Below are 19896 nucleotides of genomic sequence, written 5' to 3' on the forward strand. Positions count from 1 at the left end.
AAATGGGAATAAGAATTATTGTCATTTTTCCTGATTATACATAAAAACCCGCTTTGCGATAGAACCCATCTTTATCAATACCTTATCGAACTCGGTTCGCCATCAATAGTAATAACGGTGTTTACCCTGCTTTTACGACGCCACGATAATTGCGTTTTATTTGCATCTTTTCCAATACGTGATAAATTCAAAACTATACACACCAATGGTTATAGAAGAAGTACTTACTAACTAGTGTACTAGCACACTGACATTATCAGCAGTGTTAACCATGGTGCAAATCATTAAGGAACAACAGCCGTTATCGCTGAGATTTCATCAACAAGGAAATAAGCAAAATGAAACTTTGTATTGCTGGCGCAGGCGCCATTGGATGTACGCTTGCCGCTCTACTGGCAAAAGCAGGGAACACTGTTAACGTACTCGCTCGCGGTGCAACACTCGATGCCTTACAAACCAACGGCATTGCACTTAAAGATCTCGAAGGACAGCATCACGTTAACGTTGTCGCTAAACAGAATGCTGAAGAGTTTGGTGTACAAGATGTCATTTTCCTATGTACTAAAACGACGGCTCTAGAAGCGATAGCCGAAAAAGTTCAGCCCATGATTGGCGAAAACACCATCATCGTTCCGATGGTCAATGGTCTGCCTTGGTGGTACTTCCAAGGGATCGATAACCCCAATAATCAATCGATTGAGCGTCTCGATCCAACAGGAAAATTAGCTCAATTACTCCCAGCCAAACACATTATTGGTTGTGTGACCTTTATGACTGCGTTTCGTAAAGCGCCAGCGGATGTTGTTTCGGAAAACCCACATCTATTAATTTTGGGTGAGATCAACAACGATCTCAGCGATCGTCTACAACGGCTCCGTGAAGTGCTCGAAGCGGCCGATATTGAAGCGCGTGCCGTGGATAACATTCGTGACCAAATCTGGACCAAAGTCGCCGCCAACTTAACGTCTAACCCGCTTTCAGTGGTGACTAAAGGCACTCTTGAGCAGCTCTATGCTGATCCACGCGTTAGTCCGTTAGTCCGCCATATTCTTGATGAAGTGCTCCTTACCGCAGCCGCTTACAGCGCACGCATTCGCTTTAATCCATTGCAAATTATGGAGATGGGCGCAGGTATGGGGAATATTCAAACCTCAATGCTGCAAGATTTCTTAGCGGGGCAACGCTTGGAATTAGATGCCATCGGCTACTCTGTGATTGAGCTAGCAGAGAAAGTGGGTATAGAGATGCCGCATACTAAGCAAGTGTTGGATATGACCGCCTTTATTTCTGAGCAGAGCCTTAACGCCAAATAAGCACTCGGTTAGCGCTAAACAGACGACAAAGGACAGCCTCGGCTGTCCTTTCTATTGGGTCTAAAATAACGGATAAGCGGGCGTTTATTTAGTCATTACTGTATTAAGCACCCAGCTTGCATGCGCTAAAAGCGCATCATCATCGTGAGCTTGGCCGACAAGCTGTAAACCAAGCGGTAAACCAGATTGATCGCTAAATCCCGGAATGGTGACTGTTGGCAATCCAAGCACCTGCCAAGGGCGGCTCATATGGGGTGATCCTGTGCCATCGGTTTTGAGCGGTGCAACCCCGGGAGCAGCAGGGGTTAGAATCACATCCACTTGTGCGAGTGCTTGATTAAGCCACCCACCCAATTCTTGTACCTGACGTAATGCATTCAAATACTCACTGCGTTCCATTGCCAACCCATTGGCTAACAACGCTTGTAATGGTTCACTCAATTGCTCAGGAAATTGAGATTCATACGCGAGGTTTCGGCACACTTCCCACGCCATGATCTGTTCATGACAACGCACTAACTGACGGACTTGCTCTGTTTGCCCCAGACGTTCTATCGCAACGCCCTGTTTTTCAAGTTTTTCCGCTAAACTAGCGAGTGCTTCTTGCATATCAATGGAGACATCACCGACCAAACTGCCATCACACACTAATACGCGTTTTAGCTCTGACGTATTCAGGGTACTTTGCCAATTTTCAGGTGTTGCTTGGCGCAATAACACCGATCGTAGCAACTGAATATCTGCCACTTCACGGCCATATAATCCTAGCGAATCTAACGATTGAGCCAGTGGCTGACCACCACGCAGTGATAATTCACCGCGGCTTGCAACATAACCAATAGTGCCACAATAAGCCGCAGGTCGAATAACGGAGGCAGCCGTTTGCGATCCTACACTCACTGGAACCATATTATCGGCCACAGCCGCTGCAGAGCCGCTCGATGAACCACCTGGTGTGCGCTCAGTATCGACCGGATTACCTGTTTTTCCCGCTTTAAAGTAAGCAAACTCTGTGGTGACGGTTTTCCCTAAAATAATGCCACCCGCTTGTTTAATGAGCTCAACACAGGTCGCGTCATCGGCAGGGATACGACCTTGATGAATGCTAGACCCCATCTCGGTTGGCATCTCTTTGGTATCAATAATATCTTTGATCCCTACAGGCAGACCTTTAAGCACACTGGTGGTAAAAAAGTCCTGCTGCGCCTGATAACGCGTTAAATATTCATCTCGTGTTAAACGGTGCTGCCACGCACCCACCGCATCTTCGCGTGCTTCTATGCGATCGAAGCAAGCATTAATCCATTGTTCAGCGGTTTGTTCTCCAGCCGCAATGCTACGTAACATGCTGACTAAGCTTTGAGGTTGCAATGTGAGATCACTATCCATGTTCTTTCTCTTTTGTTCGTGATTATTGGCGCCAGACTCGTTGACTGACATAACGCAGAAGAAGGTCTAACTGGCTTTTTGCAGCGAAGACTCTCCATTCAAAGAATGGTAATTGCGGTTGAAATAGACCAAACCTGAACCTTCTTCACTGACTCGAGCCGCCTTCACTTGGCAATAAAATACCGTGTGTGTCCCCACTTCATGAACCTCATCAATCACACAATCAAACCCCACAAGCGCTTGTTCTAATATCGGTGCACCGGTTTCCAGTGTTAACCAATCGTGTTTAGCAAAACGCTGCTCTGAAGTGAGATCGCGGTTAGCAAAATCCCACGAGATATCTTGGTGATGGCTGCGTAATACGTTTACGCATAACACCCCATTTTTCTTAAAGTGCGGATTCGCAAATGAGTGTCGGTTCATGCACACTAACAGTGTTGGCGGCTCATCGGTCACGCTGGTAACTGCGGTCGCGGTAAAGCCAAATCGGCCGGCTTCACCATCGGTGGTAATCACATTCACTGCGCCGCCCAATAACGACATTCCGTTACGAAATAGATCTTTATCAATCATGCTGTATCACTCCTTTGAGGTGGTTCTATGCGTCTCGTTCGTTAAGGTTGGACGGCTTAAATATCGAGGACCAATTTTGCACTGCGCGCTCTTGAGCAGCATAAGGTAATTTGGTCGTTGTCTTCTTTTTCTTCATCAGTTAAATACACGTCACGATGATCGGGCGTGCCTTCGAGCACATCACACAAGCAAGTGCCGCAAGTGCCTTGTTCGCACGCAACCTGCACTTTAATTCCGGCTTCTTTCAATGCTTGTGCAATGGTTTGGTCTTCGAGCACGGTTACGCTAATGCCACTTTGTGCCGCCACCACTTCAAAGGTATTGCCGGAGGTTTCGACTTCCACATTGAAATATTCACGATGAATGTGCGCATCGTCGTACCCCATATCCACTGCCGTATCGATAACGCACTGCATGAAATGTTCAGGGCCACACACATAGAGGTGTGTACCCGTGGCGGGATCTGGCAAGGTGGTATGAAAATCCAACCGTTGACCACTGTGTTCAGCAGTAAAATAAGGATGAACCTTAGCCGCAAACGGCGCAGCAATTAGCTCATCGATAAAGCCGCAATGTGACCGTTCTCGGGCGCAATACCATAGATCAAAATCCTGTTGCAGATTGTGCAAACGATGCGCCATCGAAATCATTGGCGTGACACCGATTCCCCCACCGATCAAAACTGAGCGTGGGCTTTTTTCAGTCAATGGAAATAAGTTGCGCGGCATACTAATTTCCAACTCAACGCCCGGCATCAAGGTATCAAATACCGCTTGAGAACCACCGCGAGAATTCGGATCTTTTAGTACGCCTAAGCGGTAATAATCTTGTTGGTCAGGGTCGCTACATAATGAATATTGGCGAACCAAACCGTTAGCAAGGTGCAAATCAATATGCGCCCCAGCTTCGTAAGCAGGCAGCGGCTGTCCAGCCGGATCGGTCAACTCTAGGACCACAACGTCACTGCCCTGCACTTCGCGTTTATTTACCTTCACCGTTAATGTTTGTTCAGACATCACTGCCTCCTTGCAAATATGCGCTTAGCGCATAAATAGACCACCGTTCACATCCCATGTGGTCCCTGTTGTAAAGTAAGCTTCAGGGCGAGCCAACTGCTCCACCACATCACCAATAAAATCCGCATTACCCAGTTTGCCAACCGGAATAGCACTCAGTAAGCCAGGTAAACGCTCAGCGGGAACCAGCTCTTTAACCATCGGTGAGTCAATGGGCCCCGGAGCCACGGCATTGACGGTTACGCCACTTGCAGCCAGCTCTTTGGCGAATACTTTGGTTAACGTGATGATGCCACCTTTCGATGCCGCGTAGTGTGCCCCTGTTGAGGTGCCACCATTTTGTCCTGCCAGCGATGCCATATTGATAATACGACCGTAGCCTTGTTCCGCCAGATAACGTCCAATCACCTGACAACCGGTAAACGTGCCACCTAAGTTAATACTGACTAACTGTTTAAAATCGTCTGGTTTAAGTTCCATGGTACTAACGGCTTTGGTCATGGCAGCATTGTTAACCAGCACATGCAGTTCACCCCAAAACGTTAATGCTTGGTCCAGCGCCGCAGAAAAATCACTCTCTTGCGCTACATCGAGCACGCATGATTTAGCACGCTCACCCGTTGGGTCGAGACTCAATGCGGCCTCTTTCACTCCAGCTTCATTAATGTCCGTCAGCAGCACTCGGTAACCCGCAGCAAATAAACGAGAGGCGATATGAAAGCCCACTCCTTGCGCTGCGCCTGTGACCATTGCCACTTGACCTTTTGCTTGTTCAGCCATGATCAATCTCCTTAGAAAATGAAGCTAACGGTGCGCAGATATCCCTCGGCGTGCAGCAGTTTGACGACCTTTTGTTCCATCAAGAAGCTATCGCCATCAGGCACTAAAGTGAATTCCACATCGGCCGGATAGGTAATTAAATTGCCGTGACGCAATTCATTAATTGTGGTGGCGCAGCGTGCCAGAATACGGTCAGAACCGGCATCTAAAATACGCACGCGAGAGACCATTCGCACTGTCACCGTTGCATCAGCGGCAGAAACGGATTCGCCATTTTCCAAGCGCGCAATACGCATTTCACGCATGGCGTGATCATCGTAGGCAAGGTTAAGCGTCGCAGCGTAATCGGTGGTTTCACGATCAGTCGGCACAATGTAATGGCCTTTTTCAGTCCAGAGTTTCAACCAACTTTGGTATTCGCGGTGATCTAACATATCCGCTTCGGCCCACAAGAAAGCGCTCACTTTATTGATTAACTCTACATTCATATCCAAGCTCATGATTATGCCTCCTTCCCTGCTGCCATCATCTCTTTGTATTTACGATACGCACCGCGCATACCTGTTTCTGAACAGACGGCGCCCGCCACATTGCCATCCACAGACGTGCGTAATTTACCCATACCTCGGTTGACCAAAATCCAACCATCTGTGCCGGCTGCCGCACCTTTTTGTACCCGTTCCCATGCTTCACCATCATCCGGTGTACCGAAGCCCATTGGGCCTTGGAAGTGTTCGTGTAAACGCATGCGTTTTTGGTTGAATGGTGCCGGTGCACCCTGTCCGCCAATCGCAACGTGTTGAATTTCTGTTTCACCGACAGACACCGGACGTAACACTCGGAAAAAGGCCATTGAGCAAGACACATTAGGGAATAGGTTCAAGTTAAAGCCGGTACCGTGAGCCGCGCGAACGAGACGGCGTACCATGCCCTCTTCGTGACCTTCTTCGCGCAATGCTTGCGCCAGTTCTTCAAAACGCTCAGGGATGGGTTGATCTAAATTGGCTTCCAGATCCACCAGCTCAGGAATCATCACCATGACACTATGGCCGTGACCTAAATCTTCTACGAACCCTTCACCATCTAAGAAATCGAAAATATCTGCGGTTGAGTCATCTAATGAAGAGATGAAAGATTTATGCACGATAGGGAAATGGTAGGCATCAGTGGTGTTTTCGAGCTGAATTTTCCAGTTACCAGGGAAAGTAAAGCGATGTTCACCCAGCACTTGAACAGGGAAACCGCCCGCTTGTTTAACAAATAGGTCGATCCATTTTTTAGCACCACCGAGGTAGTCATCTAACGATTCAATGTCGTTATTAAACGTTGCAAACACTAACCCTTGATAGGTTTCATGACGTAAGCTTTCCAGTGGTAGCTCTTTTTTATCGAGCACACCTTCATACTCTTCCATTTTTGGCACACCACGCAGCTCGCCATCCAGAGCGTAACCCCAGCCATGGTAAGGACAAGTAAATGATTTGGTTTTGCCACGATGCTTTTCACATACTGTTGCACCGCGGTGACGACAGCGGTTTTGCAACACGTGTAAATTCATTTTACGGTCGCGACTTAAAATCACAGGGTGATGGCCGACATAACTGGTTTTAAAACTACCTGCTTCAGGCACTTCACTTTCATGGCCCACATAAACCCAAGTTTTAGTAAAAATCTTGTCGAGCTCTTCATTAAAGATCTCTGGATTGGAATAAAGGCTTTTGTGAACACGTCCTTCTTCAACCAGATCAGCGGCGCTGACTGGGACATTGCGTACTTTGATATCTTCCATTTGAATAATCTCTTCCATGCTTGCTCACTGCCTGTCATAAACAGACGGCTTTATCAGTTATTTCACGACATTAGGCTGCGTATTGGCGGAATTAACGACCTAATGATGCGGTGTTATTGCTGTAGTTCTGAGGTGTCCGGTACTGGTAACTCGGCATCACTGTTCCAGGTAGAAACAGGGCGGCTCAAACGATTTTCGGTTTGAAAATGGGCGATACGCCATATTCCTTCCTCACGTTCAAAGCGGATCGACAAACGCGCACTATTAAGGTTGGAACCACCTGCACTGAAGGTCGACACTTGCAACATGTTCCAGCTTCCGCTCGCTTGATTGCCATCAACCGACACACACTCAGAAGTTAGATAGTGCACGTTCAATGCAAAATGTGGTGGAAACGTGGCATATTTACCCAACATCGCCACAATATTGTCTCGACCGTGATAACCACCAAAGCTTTTGGCATACCGTGATCCTTTTCCTTCCCATACCGCTTGCTCGGTAAAGAGTTCACCGAGTTCGTCCCATGGTGTCTCTGGTGTCAGTTCGTCACACAGATCCATGTAGCGATGCAGACAGGCGCGGATCGCATTGACGCTCTCCAGCTGATCGACTCGGTGTTGCAATTGCTCCAGTTCCGTCATATCCACCTCTTAAGCGCGTTGCACAATCAATTCACGACCAATGCGCGCTTCTATTTTCACGTAACGCCATAATTTGTATGGGGTATCACCGACTTGAGTGGTACGCAGCAAGTTACAACATTGCGTGACCGTTTCGTAATCAGCCACATCGGCGAGTAGATAAGTGGTCCAAGGGGATTCTGTTGATGGCCCCACCATGGTTTGGTCATCATCCATATTGCCGATCACTTCTACGCCAGAGGTGTCGTGAATGCCATTCCACATCGCACCGAATGCCGCCCAAACGTCTAACTGCTCTTCACGTGGTGCATCAAAAAAGTTCTGGTTGATGCCCAGGCAAAATAGAACGCGTAGTGGTTTTGTATCTGACATAACTGTCTCCTTGTTATGAAGGGGAAATTTAAATTGCTTAAGAATTTGTTTAACGAATAAATAAGTATCTGATGACGCTTACAAATACCCGGGAGTCGGTTCTTGTCCGAAGAACACCGCGCCGGCGTTTTGCCAAGTTAAATCGCCCATAAAGGCATGTTGTGTGACCACTTGAGCATCATTCACAAAACGAGAAAGTGGGCTGGTGTTATACACCCCTGTCATTCCTGACAGCATTTGTGCTTTTCGCGTCACTTCGGCACATGTTCTCGACGCATGAGTAGAAGATAAACGCAGGTTGCTAATCTGTTGAGTCGTTGGCTGTTGGCCATTTTCGAGCGTCTCCCACGCTTCTTCCATCGCTTGATAGAAGAAACAACGCGCGGCGTTAAAATCGGCTTGTGCTTTAGCCACTTCCATCTGAGTTAATGGACGTTGACCAAGATTTGGTGCACCAGTAACAGAGGCGCGGCCAGCCGCCATATCGCGTAGCTCTTGCAGTGCCGCCCCAGCAATGCCAATGCCGACCACGGTCAGAACTTGAGTCGCGAAAGATAGCGCTGGATAACGGAACATGGTTTCTTGCAGTGTTGATGGACCACCGCGAACAAACGTCCAATCTTCACGGACTTCAACGTCTTTGACGACGATGTCGTGACTGCCTGTACCGGCAAGACCAGAGACATCCCAGTTCTTCTCAATGTGCGCCGCGCCTTGAGGTAACACAGCCATACGAGGCAAGCCCAATTTGTCACCTTCTTTCGGAGCGATACCAACCCCAAGCACATCAGCGCCCATGCAACCACTAGAGAATCTCCAGCGACCATTGACGATAAATCCATGTTCAGTTTGATCCGCCGCTTGCGCAGGGAAAATACCACCAGCGAATACAATGTCTGGCGTGTCGTTATAAAGGGTTTGCAACGTTTCCTCTGGTAACGCGGATAAATACACCACCCCCATCCCGAAGCTAGCCACCCACCCCGCCGAGCCATCCGCTTGGGAGATGGTTTCGATCACTTGGCAAAATTGAGAGGCCGTTAATTCATTACCACCTAGGCGCTGAGGCACTAAGGCGCGGTAAATACCGAACTCACGAAAACGTTCGATCACGTCAGGGCTGATAAATTGTTGTTGGTCGAATTCGCCAGAACGCGCACGTTCACGAATTTCATCCAAAAACACCTTAAAGTCAGCGCTTGATAACGCATCAAATGCTGATGGAGGTGTGGTTAACAACGGTGTTGCTAGAGAGTTCTGTTGAATCATCTTGGTGTCCTCATCAATGAGTTTATCTATCCAGTCATTGGGGGTGACTGCTGCACTCAGACTCCTTCCAACTTAGGTGGCATATTCCATGTCACATCCAAGCGATAGAGTGCAGTCGATGACACCTTGTGTCTGACTGAATGGGTCACATCCTGTACAAAGCACGTGTTAAGAAAACGTGAGCTTTTATTTAAAATGGAATGAATTTAGTTGAATTGTCAATTAAATTTTCAATTATTTTTAGTTTATTTTTTATGCACAAAAATGATGCTAAAAATTTGTTAATTGCACCAATTTTAGTCACACGCCTTTTCTAGGCTACAACGATAATCGCCCTAACAATCAAAATTAAATTATTGAATTATATTTATTTTATAATTTAACAAAAGCAAAACACCACAAACAAACTGGAAACAATCATTAACACGAACAAAGTATAAAAATTGCAATATTCAAAAAATTTTTTCACTATTTTTTAATGTTAAAAAATGACTTTTTTAATAACATTTGAACGTTATGCAACACCATGTATTACGCGGGTTTCACGCTCATTTGGTCGCACAAAAAAACAGCACCATTTCTCCGGTTTTTTCAGCTCATATCCAAATGTCCAACTTGATGCACCAACAAGATGTGGCACACAACGTGCACGATAAACCACCAATGTCATAAAGTCGGGCCAACTCAAATCGCCCATTGGTGATCAACCAAAAGGTTTGAGTTGAACAGGATGTATGCCCATTTCCAATGAACGGAGATCGTTATGCTTACGAGAAAATCGTTGCTATCCCTCGCTATCGGTACATCACTGCTAGCAAGTTCTTATTCCAGCTTTGCCGAGATTAAAATTGGGGTGGTCACGTCGAGTACAGGCCCTATTGCACTCGTCGGAATTCCACAGAAAAACTCTATCGATTTACTACCCAAATCGGTGGCGGGCGAAAAAATTACCTACCTGCCTTTAGATGATGGCAGCGACCCTACCGCGACAGTGAAAGCGTTCAAGAAACTCATCAGTGAAGAACATGTCGACGCCATCATTGGCCCAAGTGGCTCTGGCAATGCAATGGGCGTGATTCAATTTGCGGCTGAGTCGAAAACGCCTATGTTGGCGCCAGTAGGCACCGCAGCCGTGGTATTGCCCATGAACGAGCAGAAGAAATGGGTGTTTAAGACCACCCAAAATGATGACTTAATTGCATCAGCGCTCGTGGATCAAATGAAAGCTTCCGGCATCAAAACACTCGGGATGATCGGCACTGCGGATACCTACGGGGAAAACTGGTCCAAAGTCATGAAAGGCCTAACCGAGAAGGCAGGAATCAAAATCGTCGCCGATGAACACTTCCAACGTCAAGACACCTCGATCACCGGACAAGCACTCAAAGTGTTAATGGCCAATCCAGATGCAACTCTTATCGCCGCACCAGGCAGCTCTTCAGTGATGCCTGAAACAACGTTGAAAGAACAAGGCTATACCGGTCAGATGTATCAAACTCATGGCGCAGCTTTGGATTCCTTCTTGAAGTTAGGTGGTAAAGAAGTTAACGGAACCATTCTTGCTGCGAGCCTCATGTTGGTTTTGGATCAAGTTCCAGACAGCCCAGAAAAGCAAGTCGCGCAAAAATATGTCGATGCGTACAAAGCCAAATATCAAGTGACGCCACCTACGTTTGGTAGCAACGTTTATGACGCGGGATTACTGCTACAAAACGCAATTCCTACTGCACTGAAAACCGCAAAACCGGGGACGGAAGCCTTTCGCGTTGCGCTGCGCACAGCGTTAGAAAACACCAAAAATCTACCGGGTACGCAAGGGGTATATAACATGAGCCCAGCAGACCACAGCGGTTTTGATGAACGTGGCCGAGAATTGATTCAAGTGAAAAATGATCACTGGGTCCTGCTGAAATAATACGTCGCAAAGACACCAGCAACCGAGTTGAGTGAGCACAGGAACGCTCAATCCATTGTACTCTTAAAACCCACACTGAATGAACAATAACAGAAGGATGCGTGCAATCCACGACATCCTCAACACTGAAGTGCACTACTTCAGCGTCACACTTCAAGGAAGATACCGAGGAAATCAGGCGTATGAATTTTCAGATTGCTGTACTGCTCGGACAAGATGGAATAACCAATGGCGCGATCTACGCGTTACTCGCAATGTCGATCTTACTGGTTTTTACCGTCACCCGAGTTTTACTTATCCCATTAGGGGAGTTTGTCACCTATGGCGCACTCACCATGGCGATGATTCAAGCCAATAACACACCAATGACGGTTTGGTTATTGGTGACCTTTACTGTGATTACTTGTGTGATGGAGCTCTACACTATGAAATCACAAGGATTTAACCCCAAAGCACTGCCTTTCATGGTGGTCAAGTTATCGTACGCCGGCTTAATGCTGCTTGGCGCTTACACTCTGCCGCTCGCCAATATGCCAATGTTTATCCAAGGCGTTTTGACTCTGGGGCTGATTGTTCCGCTAGGGCCGATGATTTATCGCGTCTGTTTTCAGCCGCTGGCTTCTGCTCCCTCACTGGTATTGCTGATTGTTTCTATTGCGCTGCATGTGGCGATGGTTGGGGTTGGACTGCTAATGTTTGGTCCCGAAGGTGCCCGCACCGAACCGTTCTCCAGCAGTGTATTTCGCCTAGGTAATATCATGCTTAAAAGCCAAACCCTTTGGGTTATCGCGGCGTCACTTTGTTTGATTGTAATGCTGTTTATCGCCTTTGATCGCACCTTGTATGGCAAAGCGTTAAAAGCGACAGCGATTAACCGCACTGGCGCACGATTGATTGGCATTTCTCCTGATTTTGCTGGCAAAGCCACGTTTGGGTTAGCCACCTTTATTGGCGTTGCTTCCGGCATCCTTATCGCTCCAATTACCACTCTTTATTACGACTCCGGTTTCGTGATTAGCCTGAAAGGATTCGTTGGCGCCATCATTGGCGGCTTAGTCAGTTACCCACTGGCGGCCTTTGGATCAATTGCCGTTGGCTTGGTCGAAGCCTTATCGATGTTTTGGGCAAGTAACTACAAAGAAATCATCGTGTTTATGTTGATTATTCCGTTCTTAGTTTGGCGCTCAATGCACGGCCAACAACTCGAGGAGAACGACGGATGAAATTGCGTTTAATCATTGGCACCTTATTGGTTGTCGCTATTGTAGCGCCGCTGGCGCTGCCAAGTTATCAAGTCACGCTGTTGAACTACATCGGTCTTTATAGCTTAGTCGTATTGGGTTTAGTGCTACTCACTGGAGTAGCGGGCATGACAAGCTTTGGCCAAGCAGCCTTTGTTGGCTTGGGCGCGTATACCACCGCTTACCTGACCACCAGCGAGCAATTACCCGCTTGGCTTTCATGGACAGCGGGATCACCATGGATCGCTCTGATCGTCGGTTTGGTTCTAACTGCGGTTGTGGCACTACTCATTGGTAGCATCACATTAAAACTCTCTGGGCACTATTTACCTCTCGGTACGATTGCTTGGGGCATATCCCTCTATTACCTATTCGGTACGTTACCTGCCATGGGCGGCCACACCGGGCTTAGCGGTATTCCATCCCTAACCCTGTTTGGCATCAGTTTGAAAAGCAGTGAAGATATGTTTTATCTGATCTGGGCCCTGCTGCTGGCGGCTGTACTAATTACCGCTAACTTGCTTAACTCCCGTGAAGGTCGCGCTATTCGTGCTTTGAAAAATGGTCAGCTGATGGCTGAATCCATGGGTATTAATACCTTTCGCTCGAAAATGATTATCTTCTTAATCTCTGCCCTGTTCGCAGCAACGTCTGGCTGGCTCTACGCGCATATGCAACGTTTCGTGAACCCTACACCATTTGGATTAGGCATGGGGATAGACTATTTATTTATGGCTCTCGTGGGCGGTGTAGGTCATGTTTGGGGCGCGATTTTAGGTGCAGGCATTCTCACCATGCTCAAACAATGGCTGCAAGATTGGTTGCCAAGTATTTTGGGCAGTGATGGTCAATATGAAACCATTATTCTTGGTTTATTGATTGTACTCTTGATGCAAAAAAGCCCCGAAGGGCTCTGGCCAAATCTGCTCAAACGCTTACCTGCAAGCTGGAAACCACACACCAAAAAAGCTCAGCCTACCGCCAAAACAGATTTATCCAACGCCGCGCCTCTAGATAAACGCTCACTGCCAACCAAAGGCACCAAGGTCCTCGAAGCGAAGAACATCACCCGTCGCTTTGGTGGCTTAGTCGCAAACAACCAAGTGAGTTTCACCCTTTATTCTGGCGAAGTATTGGCCTTAATCGGCCCGAATGGCGCAGGCAAAAGCACTATGTTTAATCAGCTTTCTGCGGTCGATACGCCAAGCGATGGTGACGTGTATTTTCTTGGTGAAAGCCTCAAAGGAAAAACAGCTCGTGAAGTCTCCCATATGGGGATGAGCCGTACCTTCCAGCACGTCAAACTGATTCCAAGCATGACGGTACTAGAAAACGTGGCTCTCGGTGCGCACCAACGCGGACAAAAAGGCGTATTAAGTGCTGCATTTCACTCTGAACGGCAAGAAGAACAGCAGATTTTAGCCGAAGCCAAATACCAACTTGAACGAGTCGGGTTAGGTGAATACCTCTACCACGAAGCGGGTAGTTTAGCCCTTGGCCAGCAACGGATTTTGGAAATTGCACGGGCGCTATGTAGCGACCCATGCGTGCTGCTGCTCGATGAACCAGCTGCGGGGCTGCGCTTGCAAGAGAAACAAGCACTGAGTGAATTGCTTAATAAACTGCGCCAAGAAGGCATGGCGATTTTACTGGTCGAACACGATATGGATTTTGTGATGAATTTGGTCGATCGCATTGTGGTGATGGAGTTTGGCGAAAAAATCGCAGAAGGATTACCTGAAGAGATTCAAACCAACCCTGCCGTTTTAGAAGCTTACTTAGGAGGTGCCGCATGAGCCTAGTTACTCCACTCAACACTCAACCGGCCTTATTAAGCGTATCGGATTTATGCGTTTCGTATGGCCAAGTGGATGCGTTGCACAATATCGATTTGTCACTCAAAAAAGGCCAATTGGTGACGGTGATTGGCCCTAACGGCGCAGGTAAAACCACCCTACTTTCCGCCATTATGGGCATGCTCCCGTCGCGCGGCACGATTCGCTTTGACGGCGAGAATCATGGTCATGCATCCGTAGAAGGGTTAGTCAGCAAAGGCCTTGGCCTCGTACCTGAAAAACGCGAACTGTTTTCCTCGATGGCCGTGGAAGACAACCTCAAACTCGGCGCGTTTCTGCGTTATCGCAAAGGGGATGGCAGCTACAAAATCACTCTGGAAGAGATCTACAGCTTGTTTCCTCGATTATGGGAACGCCGCCACCAACAAGCGGGCACTTTATCGGGTGGTGAACGACAAATGCTCGCGATTGGTCGTGCCATGATGAGCCAACCTAAGTTATTGATGCTCGATGAGCCTAGCTTAGGTTTAGCACCACTGATTACTCGCGAGATATTCAAAATATTTAACGATTTACGCAATCAAGGCGTATCGATTTTGCTGGTCGAGCAAAACGCTCGTGCTGCGTTAAATGTCGCGGACTACGCCTACGTTCTAGAAGGGGGCAAAGCCTCATTGCAAGGCCCAGCCCATGAACTCGCCAACGATTCACGCGTGATTGATGCTTACTTGGGTATTGCCAGTAAACACCAAGAACGCTTAACCGGTTAATCCCCTACTCGCATTATCCGATTAACCCATACTTTATCGAGCACGGTTGGTCTTCGTGCTCCTACATCACACATCTACATAACAAGGAAGATACGATGAGTAATGTCACACGCCCTGAACATATTTCTCAAGCTGAATGGGATCTACGCATTAAACTCGCTTATTGCTACCATTTGGTCGACTTTTTTGGTTGGACCGAAACCATCTTTAACCATATTTCTGCTCGCCGCCCTGAAGTGGAAGGAGAATATCTCGTGAATCCATTCGGTTTAAACTACACCGAAATCACGCCAGCTAATCTCATCAAAGTGGATGTAAACGGTAATAAACTCGACGACTCACCATACGATGGTAACCCTGCAGGTTTTGCACTGCATGGTGCTATTCATGGGGCTCGCGAAGACGTTCACTGTGTCATTCACACCCATACCAATGAAGTCTCTGCCGTAGCAATGAAAGAAGATGGTTTCTCGCACGATAACTTTTATGGAGCACAGCTCTATGGTCGCGTCGGCTATCACACCTTTGAAGGGATCACGCTATTTGCTGAAGAAAAATCTCGTATGTTGGCTAGCCTGGGGGATAAACACGTTTTAGTCCTGCGTAACCATGGTATTGCCGTAGGTGAATACGATATTGAACGTTGTATGTTCCTACTTTGGACAGTGCAACGCGCAGCAGAAATCCAACTTGCCGCCGGTGCGATGGGCGGCAAAGATGTCATTCTTCCTGAAGCGATTGGCGAAAAATGCGCGGGATTAACCAAAATGCTGGTGGACGAAAGTGGCTTTGCGGATAAATGGTTTGCCGCCATGGTACGTAAAATGGAAGCAGAACGGGGCGCCTGCTGGTAAGCTCCAACACCATTAAACAGTATATAATCGCGTAATATATCTTCTCTGGAGTGATTCTGCGTTACGTACCACTCTGGAGGAGTTTTGTTCGCTTAGCGACCTGGTTTTGTGTATTATTTTGACCGGTTTCAACGCTGTTGATACGACATTACGGATCACGATATTTTACAAGGCTGTTTAATGACTCAAAAACCTCGTCTGCCAAGAAGTCAGCGCTACAATCCGTCTAGTGACGATTTTCATAAAGAAGACTTTCCTTTTTACTGGCTTGCTCAAGTTCATGGTCGCTACTCACAAGCGATGGAAAAAGCGCTTAAAAAAGTAAACCTAGATATTCCTCGCTGGCGCATTCTCGCCACTTTGAACCAAGAAGGTCATTGCAGCATTTCTCAAATCGCAATGCATTCCATTGCCAAGCTTCCTACCGTAACAAAAATCGTGCAACGCATGAAAGATGAAGGCTTAGTCGAAAGCCAAATCAGCAGCGACGATGGCCGAGTGACTGAAGTGATGATCACTGAAAAAGGCATCCACGCTCTCAACGAAATCCAAGATACCACCGCCCCACTATTCAAACAAAGCTTCAAAGGCATGACAGAAGCACAAATCAAACGCTTAAATAAATTGCTCGAACAGCTGTTTCATAATTTGCCGGAGTAGATATCCCCAAATAGCACCGCGTTAGCAACTTTAGGTCTAATAGTGATAAAATCTTCGCATCAGAATTAACGAGTAACTCTATGTTTATCCATCATGTTAACGGCATCGACTGGCTGGTGATTACCGCCTTCGAAGAGCTAAAACCTTTATTTATCGAAGATGCCGGTGCGATCCCTTCATGCTTCTCTATCACCAGCGAATTGAGTCTGATCGATCAAGCCAAGCGCACTTATGGATATTTGCCTGCTCTCAGCGGCATAATCACTGACACCGGAACGTTCCAAAGCCAACAACTCGAAGAAGATTTGAACCCACAACTGGCCTGCTTAGTTGAAGGCCGTGGCCGGATATTTATCTATCACGGCGGCTATGTCGCGTTTGTCGATGATGAGCAGACATTTATTACCCGCATGAACTGACATAGTTCAGGCCAATTGAGTAGAGCATGAGATATTTAGTGTAAATAAAGTTACTGTAAAAAAAATTACAGTAACTTTTTTTACACTAATTAAAACCATAAGGCAGTCTTCCGGTATTAAAGATTGTCGATTTTTACTAGCTGCCAATTTCGAATATTGATTCTGCTAGGTTTGAATACTCCAACACCAGCCAACAAAAAAAGCACACAGTGGATGCCATCTGTGTGCTTTGTTTTAGAGATATTGTGTTTGCGAAAATCGCTAGGTTTTGATTAGTTAACGCTTACATCAAAACCGGTGAAGTATTTCTTAGCAAGACGAGTAACGGTGCCGTCGTCTTGGACTTCTTTGATAGCTTTGTTGAGTTTTGCTTTTAGCTCATCGCTGCCTTTACGCAAACCAAAACCGATGCCGCTACCAAGGATTTTTTCATCGTTCAGTGCACCGCCAACGAACTCGTAATCTTTACCTGCTGGTTTACTTAGAAAACCAGATTGACCCGCAGCAGCCATAACCAGTGTGCCATCAACACGGCCCATTGCCATGTCTGAGTACACCATGTTTTGGTCTTTATAAGCGGTGATAGTCACGCCTTTTGGTTCCCAGTGAGCTTTGGCATACACTTCTTGGATTGAACCTTGTAAAACACCGATGTTTTTACCACGTAGTGATTCTGCGGTTGGTTTTAAGTTTTGACCTTTACGCGCAATCAGCTGAGTAGGAATACGGTAGATTGGGTTTGTAAAATCAATCGCTTTACCACGTTTTTCTGTGATGTTCATTGCGGAGTTGATTACATCAAATTTTTTCGCATTCAACGCTGGAATCAATGAGTCAAAGCTGTTTTCTTTCCAAACACATTTTTCATTCATGCGCTCACAAATCGCTTTACCTAATTCAATATCAAAACCGACCAATTGGCCTTGAGCATTTTTACTTTCAAACGGTGGATATTCAGCTTCCAAGCCATAACGCAGCGTGGCAGCAAAAGAAGAAGTCGTTGCCAACAAGCCTAGAGCAAGCATCACTAAACGTGCTTTTTTCATAAGTATTCCCTTGATATCAATAATGATAAAAATTAATAAAATATCCGGTTTTTTAATGCCGGTAATTGTTGTCGACTTTGATTTAATACGGCGAAATCAATGTCTGCTTTTATAACACCTTCACCGTCTTCTTGTACTGCCAATACTTTGCCCCATGGGTCAATGATCATGCTATGACCAAAGGTTTGATTGCCATTTGGATGAAAACCCGTTTGGGCTGCAGCAATCACAAAGCATTGGTTTTCAATAGCGCGAGTGCGTAATAACAGTTCCCAGTGTGCCTCACCTGTGGTGTAGGTAAAAGCAGCAGGAACCGTGATCAGTTCATACCCAGACTGGTGTCGATAAAGCTCTGGAAAGCGTAAATCGTAACACACAGAGGGTCTGACTTTAGCAAAAGGTAATTCAAACGTTTGAATCTCTTTGCCCGCAAGCAGCGTATCCGACTCTTTGTAACTTTCTTGGCCGTTATCGAAGCCAAAGAGGTGTACTTTGTCGTAACGTCCAACCTGCTCTCCTTGAGGATTAAACAGTAAGTTGGCGTTATAGATTTTGTCTGACGTTGAGCTTAAAAGAGGCACAGTACCTGCAGATAACCATACCTGTGCTTCTTTTGCTATTGCTTGTAACTCTTTTTGAATAGGACCTAGTTCTGCTAACTCTGCATGGCTCAAGCGCTCTTCATCACTTGCGCCAACAAAGCAGAAGTATTCGGGCAATACCACAAACTGACAACCTTGTGATGCCGCCTCAAGCACCCACATACGTGCGCGTGCAAGATTCTGCTCAACCTGATCGCCACTGTTCATTTGAATGGCTGCTACCGATACTTTCATGAAGCGTTATCCCTAATCAAATCGAGCCTGACAAAGCGCAGCTGCGCCAGACTTAATCGTTGCGTCGTCTTTTGCGAATGAAAGACGAATCATTTTATTATCAGTGCTATCAGTGTAAAACGCTGATAGCGGGATAGTTGCCACACCTTGTTCTTTTATGAGTCGGGTGACAACATCACTGTCTTTCTCTTGGCTAAGATGGCCATAGCTGGCCAACAAGAAGAAAGAACCACTGCTAGGTATAATGTGAAACGGACTGTCTGCCAAAGACTCTATCATCAGATCGCGTTTATGCTGATAAAACTGACCGAGGTGAAGATAAGTCTGGGGATCTTTCATGTATTCAGCAAACGCATATTGCATCGGGGTATCGGCAGCAAACATTAAGAATTGGTACACTTTCACCACTTCATCCATCAACCCTTGCGGTGCAACGCAGTAACCTACACGCCAGCCAGTGACGTGAAACGTTTTACCAAACGAAGAGATAATGACACTGCGTGCAGCCAGTTCTTCATGACTAGCCATACCACAGTGAGGTTGCTGATCGAAAACGATGTGTTCGTATACTTCATCAGAAAGAATCGCGATATCCGTGTTTCTGGTAATTGCAGCAAGCTCATCAAGATCTTGTTTTGATAACACCTGACCCGTTGGGTTATGCGGTGTATTTATGATGATCATTTTGGTCTTGCTACTGATGGTCGCTCTTACTTCATCCCAATTTATTTTAAATTCTGGTGCAACCAGTTTGAGTGGGATTGGCGTCGCCCCCTGTAGACGCACAATAGGTGCGTAACTATCAAAAGACGGCTCGAAATAAATCACTTCATCACCAGGATGAACTAAAGCAGAGATGGTTGAGTAAATCGCTTGGCTTGCACTTGCAGTGACCAATACTTCACTGTCTACGTCATAACAACGCCCGTAAACATTCTGTACTTTTTCTGCAATACGTTGGCGCAGCAGCTCATAACCCGTCATAACAGCATACTGGTTATGATTGTTTTCCATAGCTCGCGTTACCCCTTTGATTAACTCTGAATCACAAGCAAAATTAGGAGCGCCCTGTGAAAGATTAATCGCATCGTGACGACGAGATAACTCACCAATAACAGAAAATATAGTGGTACCGACGTTATCCAGTTTAGTGCGCGATGTTACGGGTGTTTGAATCATGAAAACCTCTTAACAATAACCATCATCTGATAGTTCAG

20 protein-coding genes are annotated in these 19896 nt (G+C 46.6%); 8 read left to right on the top strand and 12 right to left on the bottom strand.

The window, feature by feature from the left end:
* Nucleotides 1-338: 338 nt before the first annotated feature.
* The gene (locus tag I1A42_RS00345) at nt 339-1313 is read left to right on the top strand and encodes a ketopantoate reductase family protein (RefSeq protein WP_196122228.1); all 975 of its coding nucleotides are present in this window, start codon (nt 339-341) and stop codon (nt 1311-1313) included.
* A gap of 84 nt (nt 1314-1397) precedes the next feature.
* On the opposite strand, the gene I1A42_RS00350 is transcribed toward I1A42_RS00345, so the two are convergent.
* The 9 genes from I1A42_RS00350 to I1A42_RS00390 form a co-directional block, all read right to left on the bottom strand.
* The gene (locus I1A42_RS00350) at nt 1398-2702 is read right to left on the bottom strand and encodes an amidase (RefSeq protein ID WP_196122231.1); all 1305 of its coding nucleotides are present in this window, start codon (nt 2700-2702) and stop codon (nt 1398-1400) included.
* 66 nt (nt 2703-2768) lie between these two features.
* Nucleotides 2769-3275: a flavin reductase gene (locus I1A42_RS00355; RefSeq protein ID WP_161158094.1), complete on the bottom strand. Its 507-nt coding sequence runs from the start codon at nt 3273-3275 to the stop codon at nt 2769-2771.
* A 56-nt stretch (nt 3276-3331) separates the two neighbouring features.
* A complete protein-coding gene (locus I1A42_RS00360) occupies nt 3332-4291 on the bottom strand; it encodes a PDR/VanB family oxidoreductase (protein ID WP_196122234.1) in 960 nt (319 codons plus the stop codon).
* 24 nt (nt 4292-4315) lie between these two features.
* On the bottom strand, nt 4316-5071 hold the full coding sequence (locus I1A42_RS00365; protein WP_161158096.1) for an SDR family NAD(P)-dependent oxidoreductase: 756 nt from the start codon (nt 5069-5071) through the stop codon (nt 4316-4318).
* Between the two features lie 11 nt (nt 5072-5082).
* Nucleotides 5083-5571: an aromatic-ring-hydroxylating dioxygenase subunit beta gene (locus tag I1A42_RS00370; RefSeq protein ID WP_161158097.1), complete on the bottom strand. Its 489-nt coding sequence runs from the start codon at nt 5569-5571 to the stop codon at nt 5083-5085.
* Nucleotides 5572-5573: 2 nt separating this feature from the next.
* Complete coding sequence (locus tag I1A42_RS00375; protein ID WP_196122236.1) at nt 5574-6878, bottom strand: aromatic ring-hydroxylating oxygenase subunit alpha; 1305 nt, start codon at nt 6876-6878, stop codon at nt 5574-5576.
* A 95-nt stretch (nt 6879-6973) separates the two neighbouring features.
* Nucleotides 6974-7501, bottom strand: coding sequence for a nuclear transport factor 2 family protein (locus I1A42_RS00380; RefSeq protein WP_196122238.1), 528 nt, complete (start codon nt 7499-7501; stop codon nt 6974-6976).
* Nucleotides 7502-7510: 9 nt separating this feature from the next.
* A complete protein-coding gene (locus I1A42_RS00385) occupies nt 7511-7873 on the bottom strand; it encodes an IacB protein (protein WP_161158100.1) in 363 nt (120 codons plus the stop codon).
* 78 nt (nt 7874-7951) lie between these two features.
* On the bottom strand, nt 7952-9142 hold the full coding sequence (locus tag I1A42_RS00390) for an acyl-CoA dehydrogenase family protein (RefSeq protein ID WP_161158101.1): 1191 nt from the start codon (nt 9140-9142) through the stop codon (nt 7952-7954).
* A gap of 763 nt (nt 9143-9905) precedes the next feature.
* Between I1A42_RS00390 and I1A42_RS00395 the strand changes: the two genes are divergently transcribed.
* The 7 genes from I1A42_RS00395 (at nt 9906) to I1A42_RS00425 (ending at nt 16797) form a co-directional block, all read left to right on the top strand.
* Nucleotides 9906-11057 (top strand): ABC transporter substrate-binding protein, encoded by a 1152-nt coding sequence (locus I1A42_RS00395; protein ID WP_161157532.1) that lies wholly within the window; start codon nt 9906-9908, stop codon nt 11055-11057.
* A gap of 182 nt (nt 11058-11239) precedes the next feature.
* On the top strand, nt 11240-12280 hold the full coding sequence (locus I1A42_RS00400) for a branched-chain amino acid ABC transporter permease (RefSeq protein ID WP_196122240.1): 1041 nt from the start codon (nt 11240-11242) through the stop codon (nt 12278-12280).
* On the top strand, nt 12277-14094 hold the full coding sequence (locus I1A42_RS00405) for a branched-chain amino acid ABC transporter ATP-binding protein/permease (protein ID WP_196122242.1): 1818 nt from the start codon (nt 12277-12279) through the stop codon (nt 14092-14094). Before I1A42_RS00400 ends, I1A42_RS00405 begins: the two co-directional genes overlap by 4 nt.
* A complete protein-coding gene (locus tag I1A42_RS00410) occupies nt 14091-14864 on the top strand; it encodes an ABC transporter ATP-binding protein (RefSeq protein ID WP_196122244.1) in 774 nt (257 codons plus the stop codon). The genes I1A42_RS00405 and I1A42_RS00410 overlap by 4 nt, the downstream gene beginning before the upstream one ends.
* A gap of 95 nt (nt 14865-14959) precedes the next feature.
* Complete coding sequence (locus I1A42_RS00415; RefSeq protein WP_196122246.1) at nt 14960-15718, top strand: class II aldolase/adducin family protein; 759 nt, start codon at nt 14960-14962, stop codon at nt 15716-15718.
* A 180-nt stretch (nt 15719-15898) separates the two neighbouring features.
* The gene (locus tag I1A42_RS00420; protein ID WP_161157537.1) at nt 15899-16378 is read left to right on the top strand and encodes a MarR family winged helix-turn-helix transcriptional regulator; all 480 of its coding nucleotides are present in this window, start codon (nt 15899-15901) and stop codon (nt 16376-16378) included.
* An 80-nt stretch (nt 16379-16458) separates the two neighbouring features.
* A complete protein-coding gene (locus I1A42_RS00425) occupies nt 16459-16797 on the top strand; it encodes a cytosolic protein (protein ID WP_196122248.1) in 339 nt (112 codons plus the stop codon).
* Nucleotides 16798-17069: 272 nt separating this feature from the next.
* On the opposite strand, the gene I1A42_RS00430 is transcribed toward I1A42_RS00425, so the two are convergent.
* From I1A42_RS00430 to I1A42_RS00440, 3 genes are read right to left on the bottom strand one after another with little or no spacing between them, the layout of a single operon-like run.
* Nucleotides 17070-17843, bottom strand: coding sequence for an ABC transporter substrate-binding protein (locus I1A42_RS00430; RefSeq protein WP_161157539.1), 774 nt, complete (start codon nt 17841-17843; stop codon nt 17070-17072).
* A gap of 32 nt (nt 17844-17875) precedes the next feature.
* A complete protein-coding gene (locus I1A42_RS00435) occupies nt 17876-18679 on the bottom strand; it encodes a carbon-nitrogen hydrolase family protein (RefSeq protein ID WP_161157540.1) in 804 nt (267 codons plus the stop codon).
* Nucleotides 18680-18691: 12 nt separating this feature from the next.
* On the bottom strand, nt 18692-19858 hold the full coding sequence (locus tag I1A42_RS00440) for a methionine aminotransferase (protein WP_196122250.1): 1167 nt from the start codon (nt 19856-19858) through the stop codon (nt 18692-18694).
* Between the last annotated feature and the right edge of the window lie 38 nt (nt 19859-19896).

The sequence above is a fragment of the Vibrio nitrifigilis genome (genome assembly GCF_015686695.1).
In the GTDB taxonomy this organism is placed as follows: domain Bacteria; phylum Pseudomonadota; class Gammaproteobacteria; order Enterobacterales; family Vibrionaceae; genus Vibrio; species Vibrio nitrifigilis.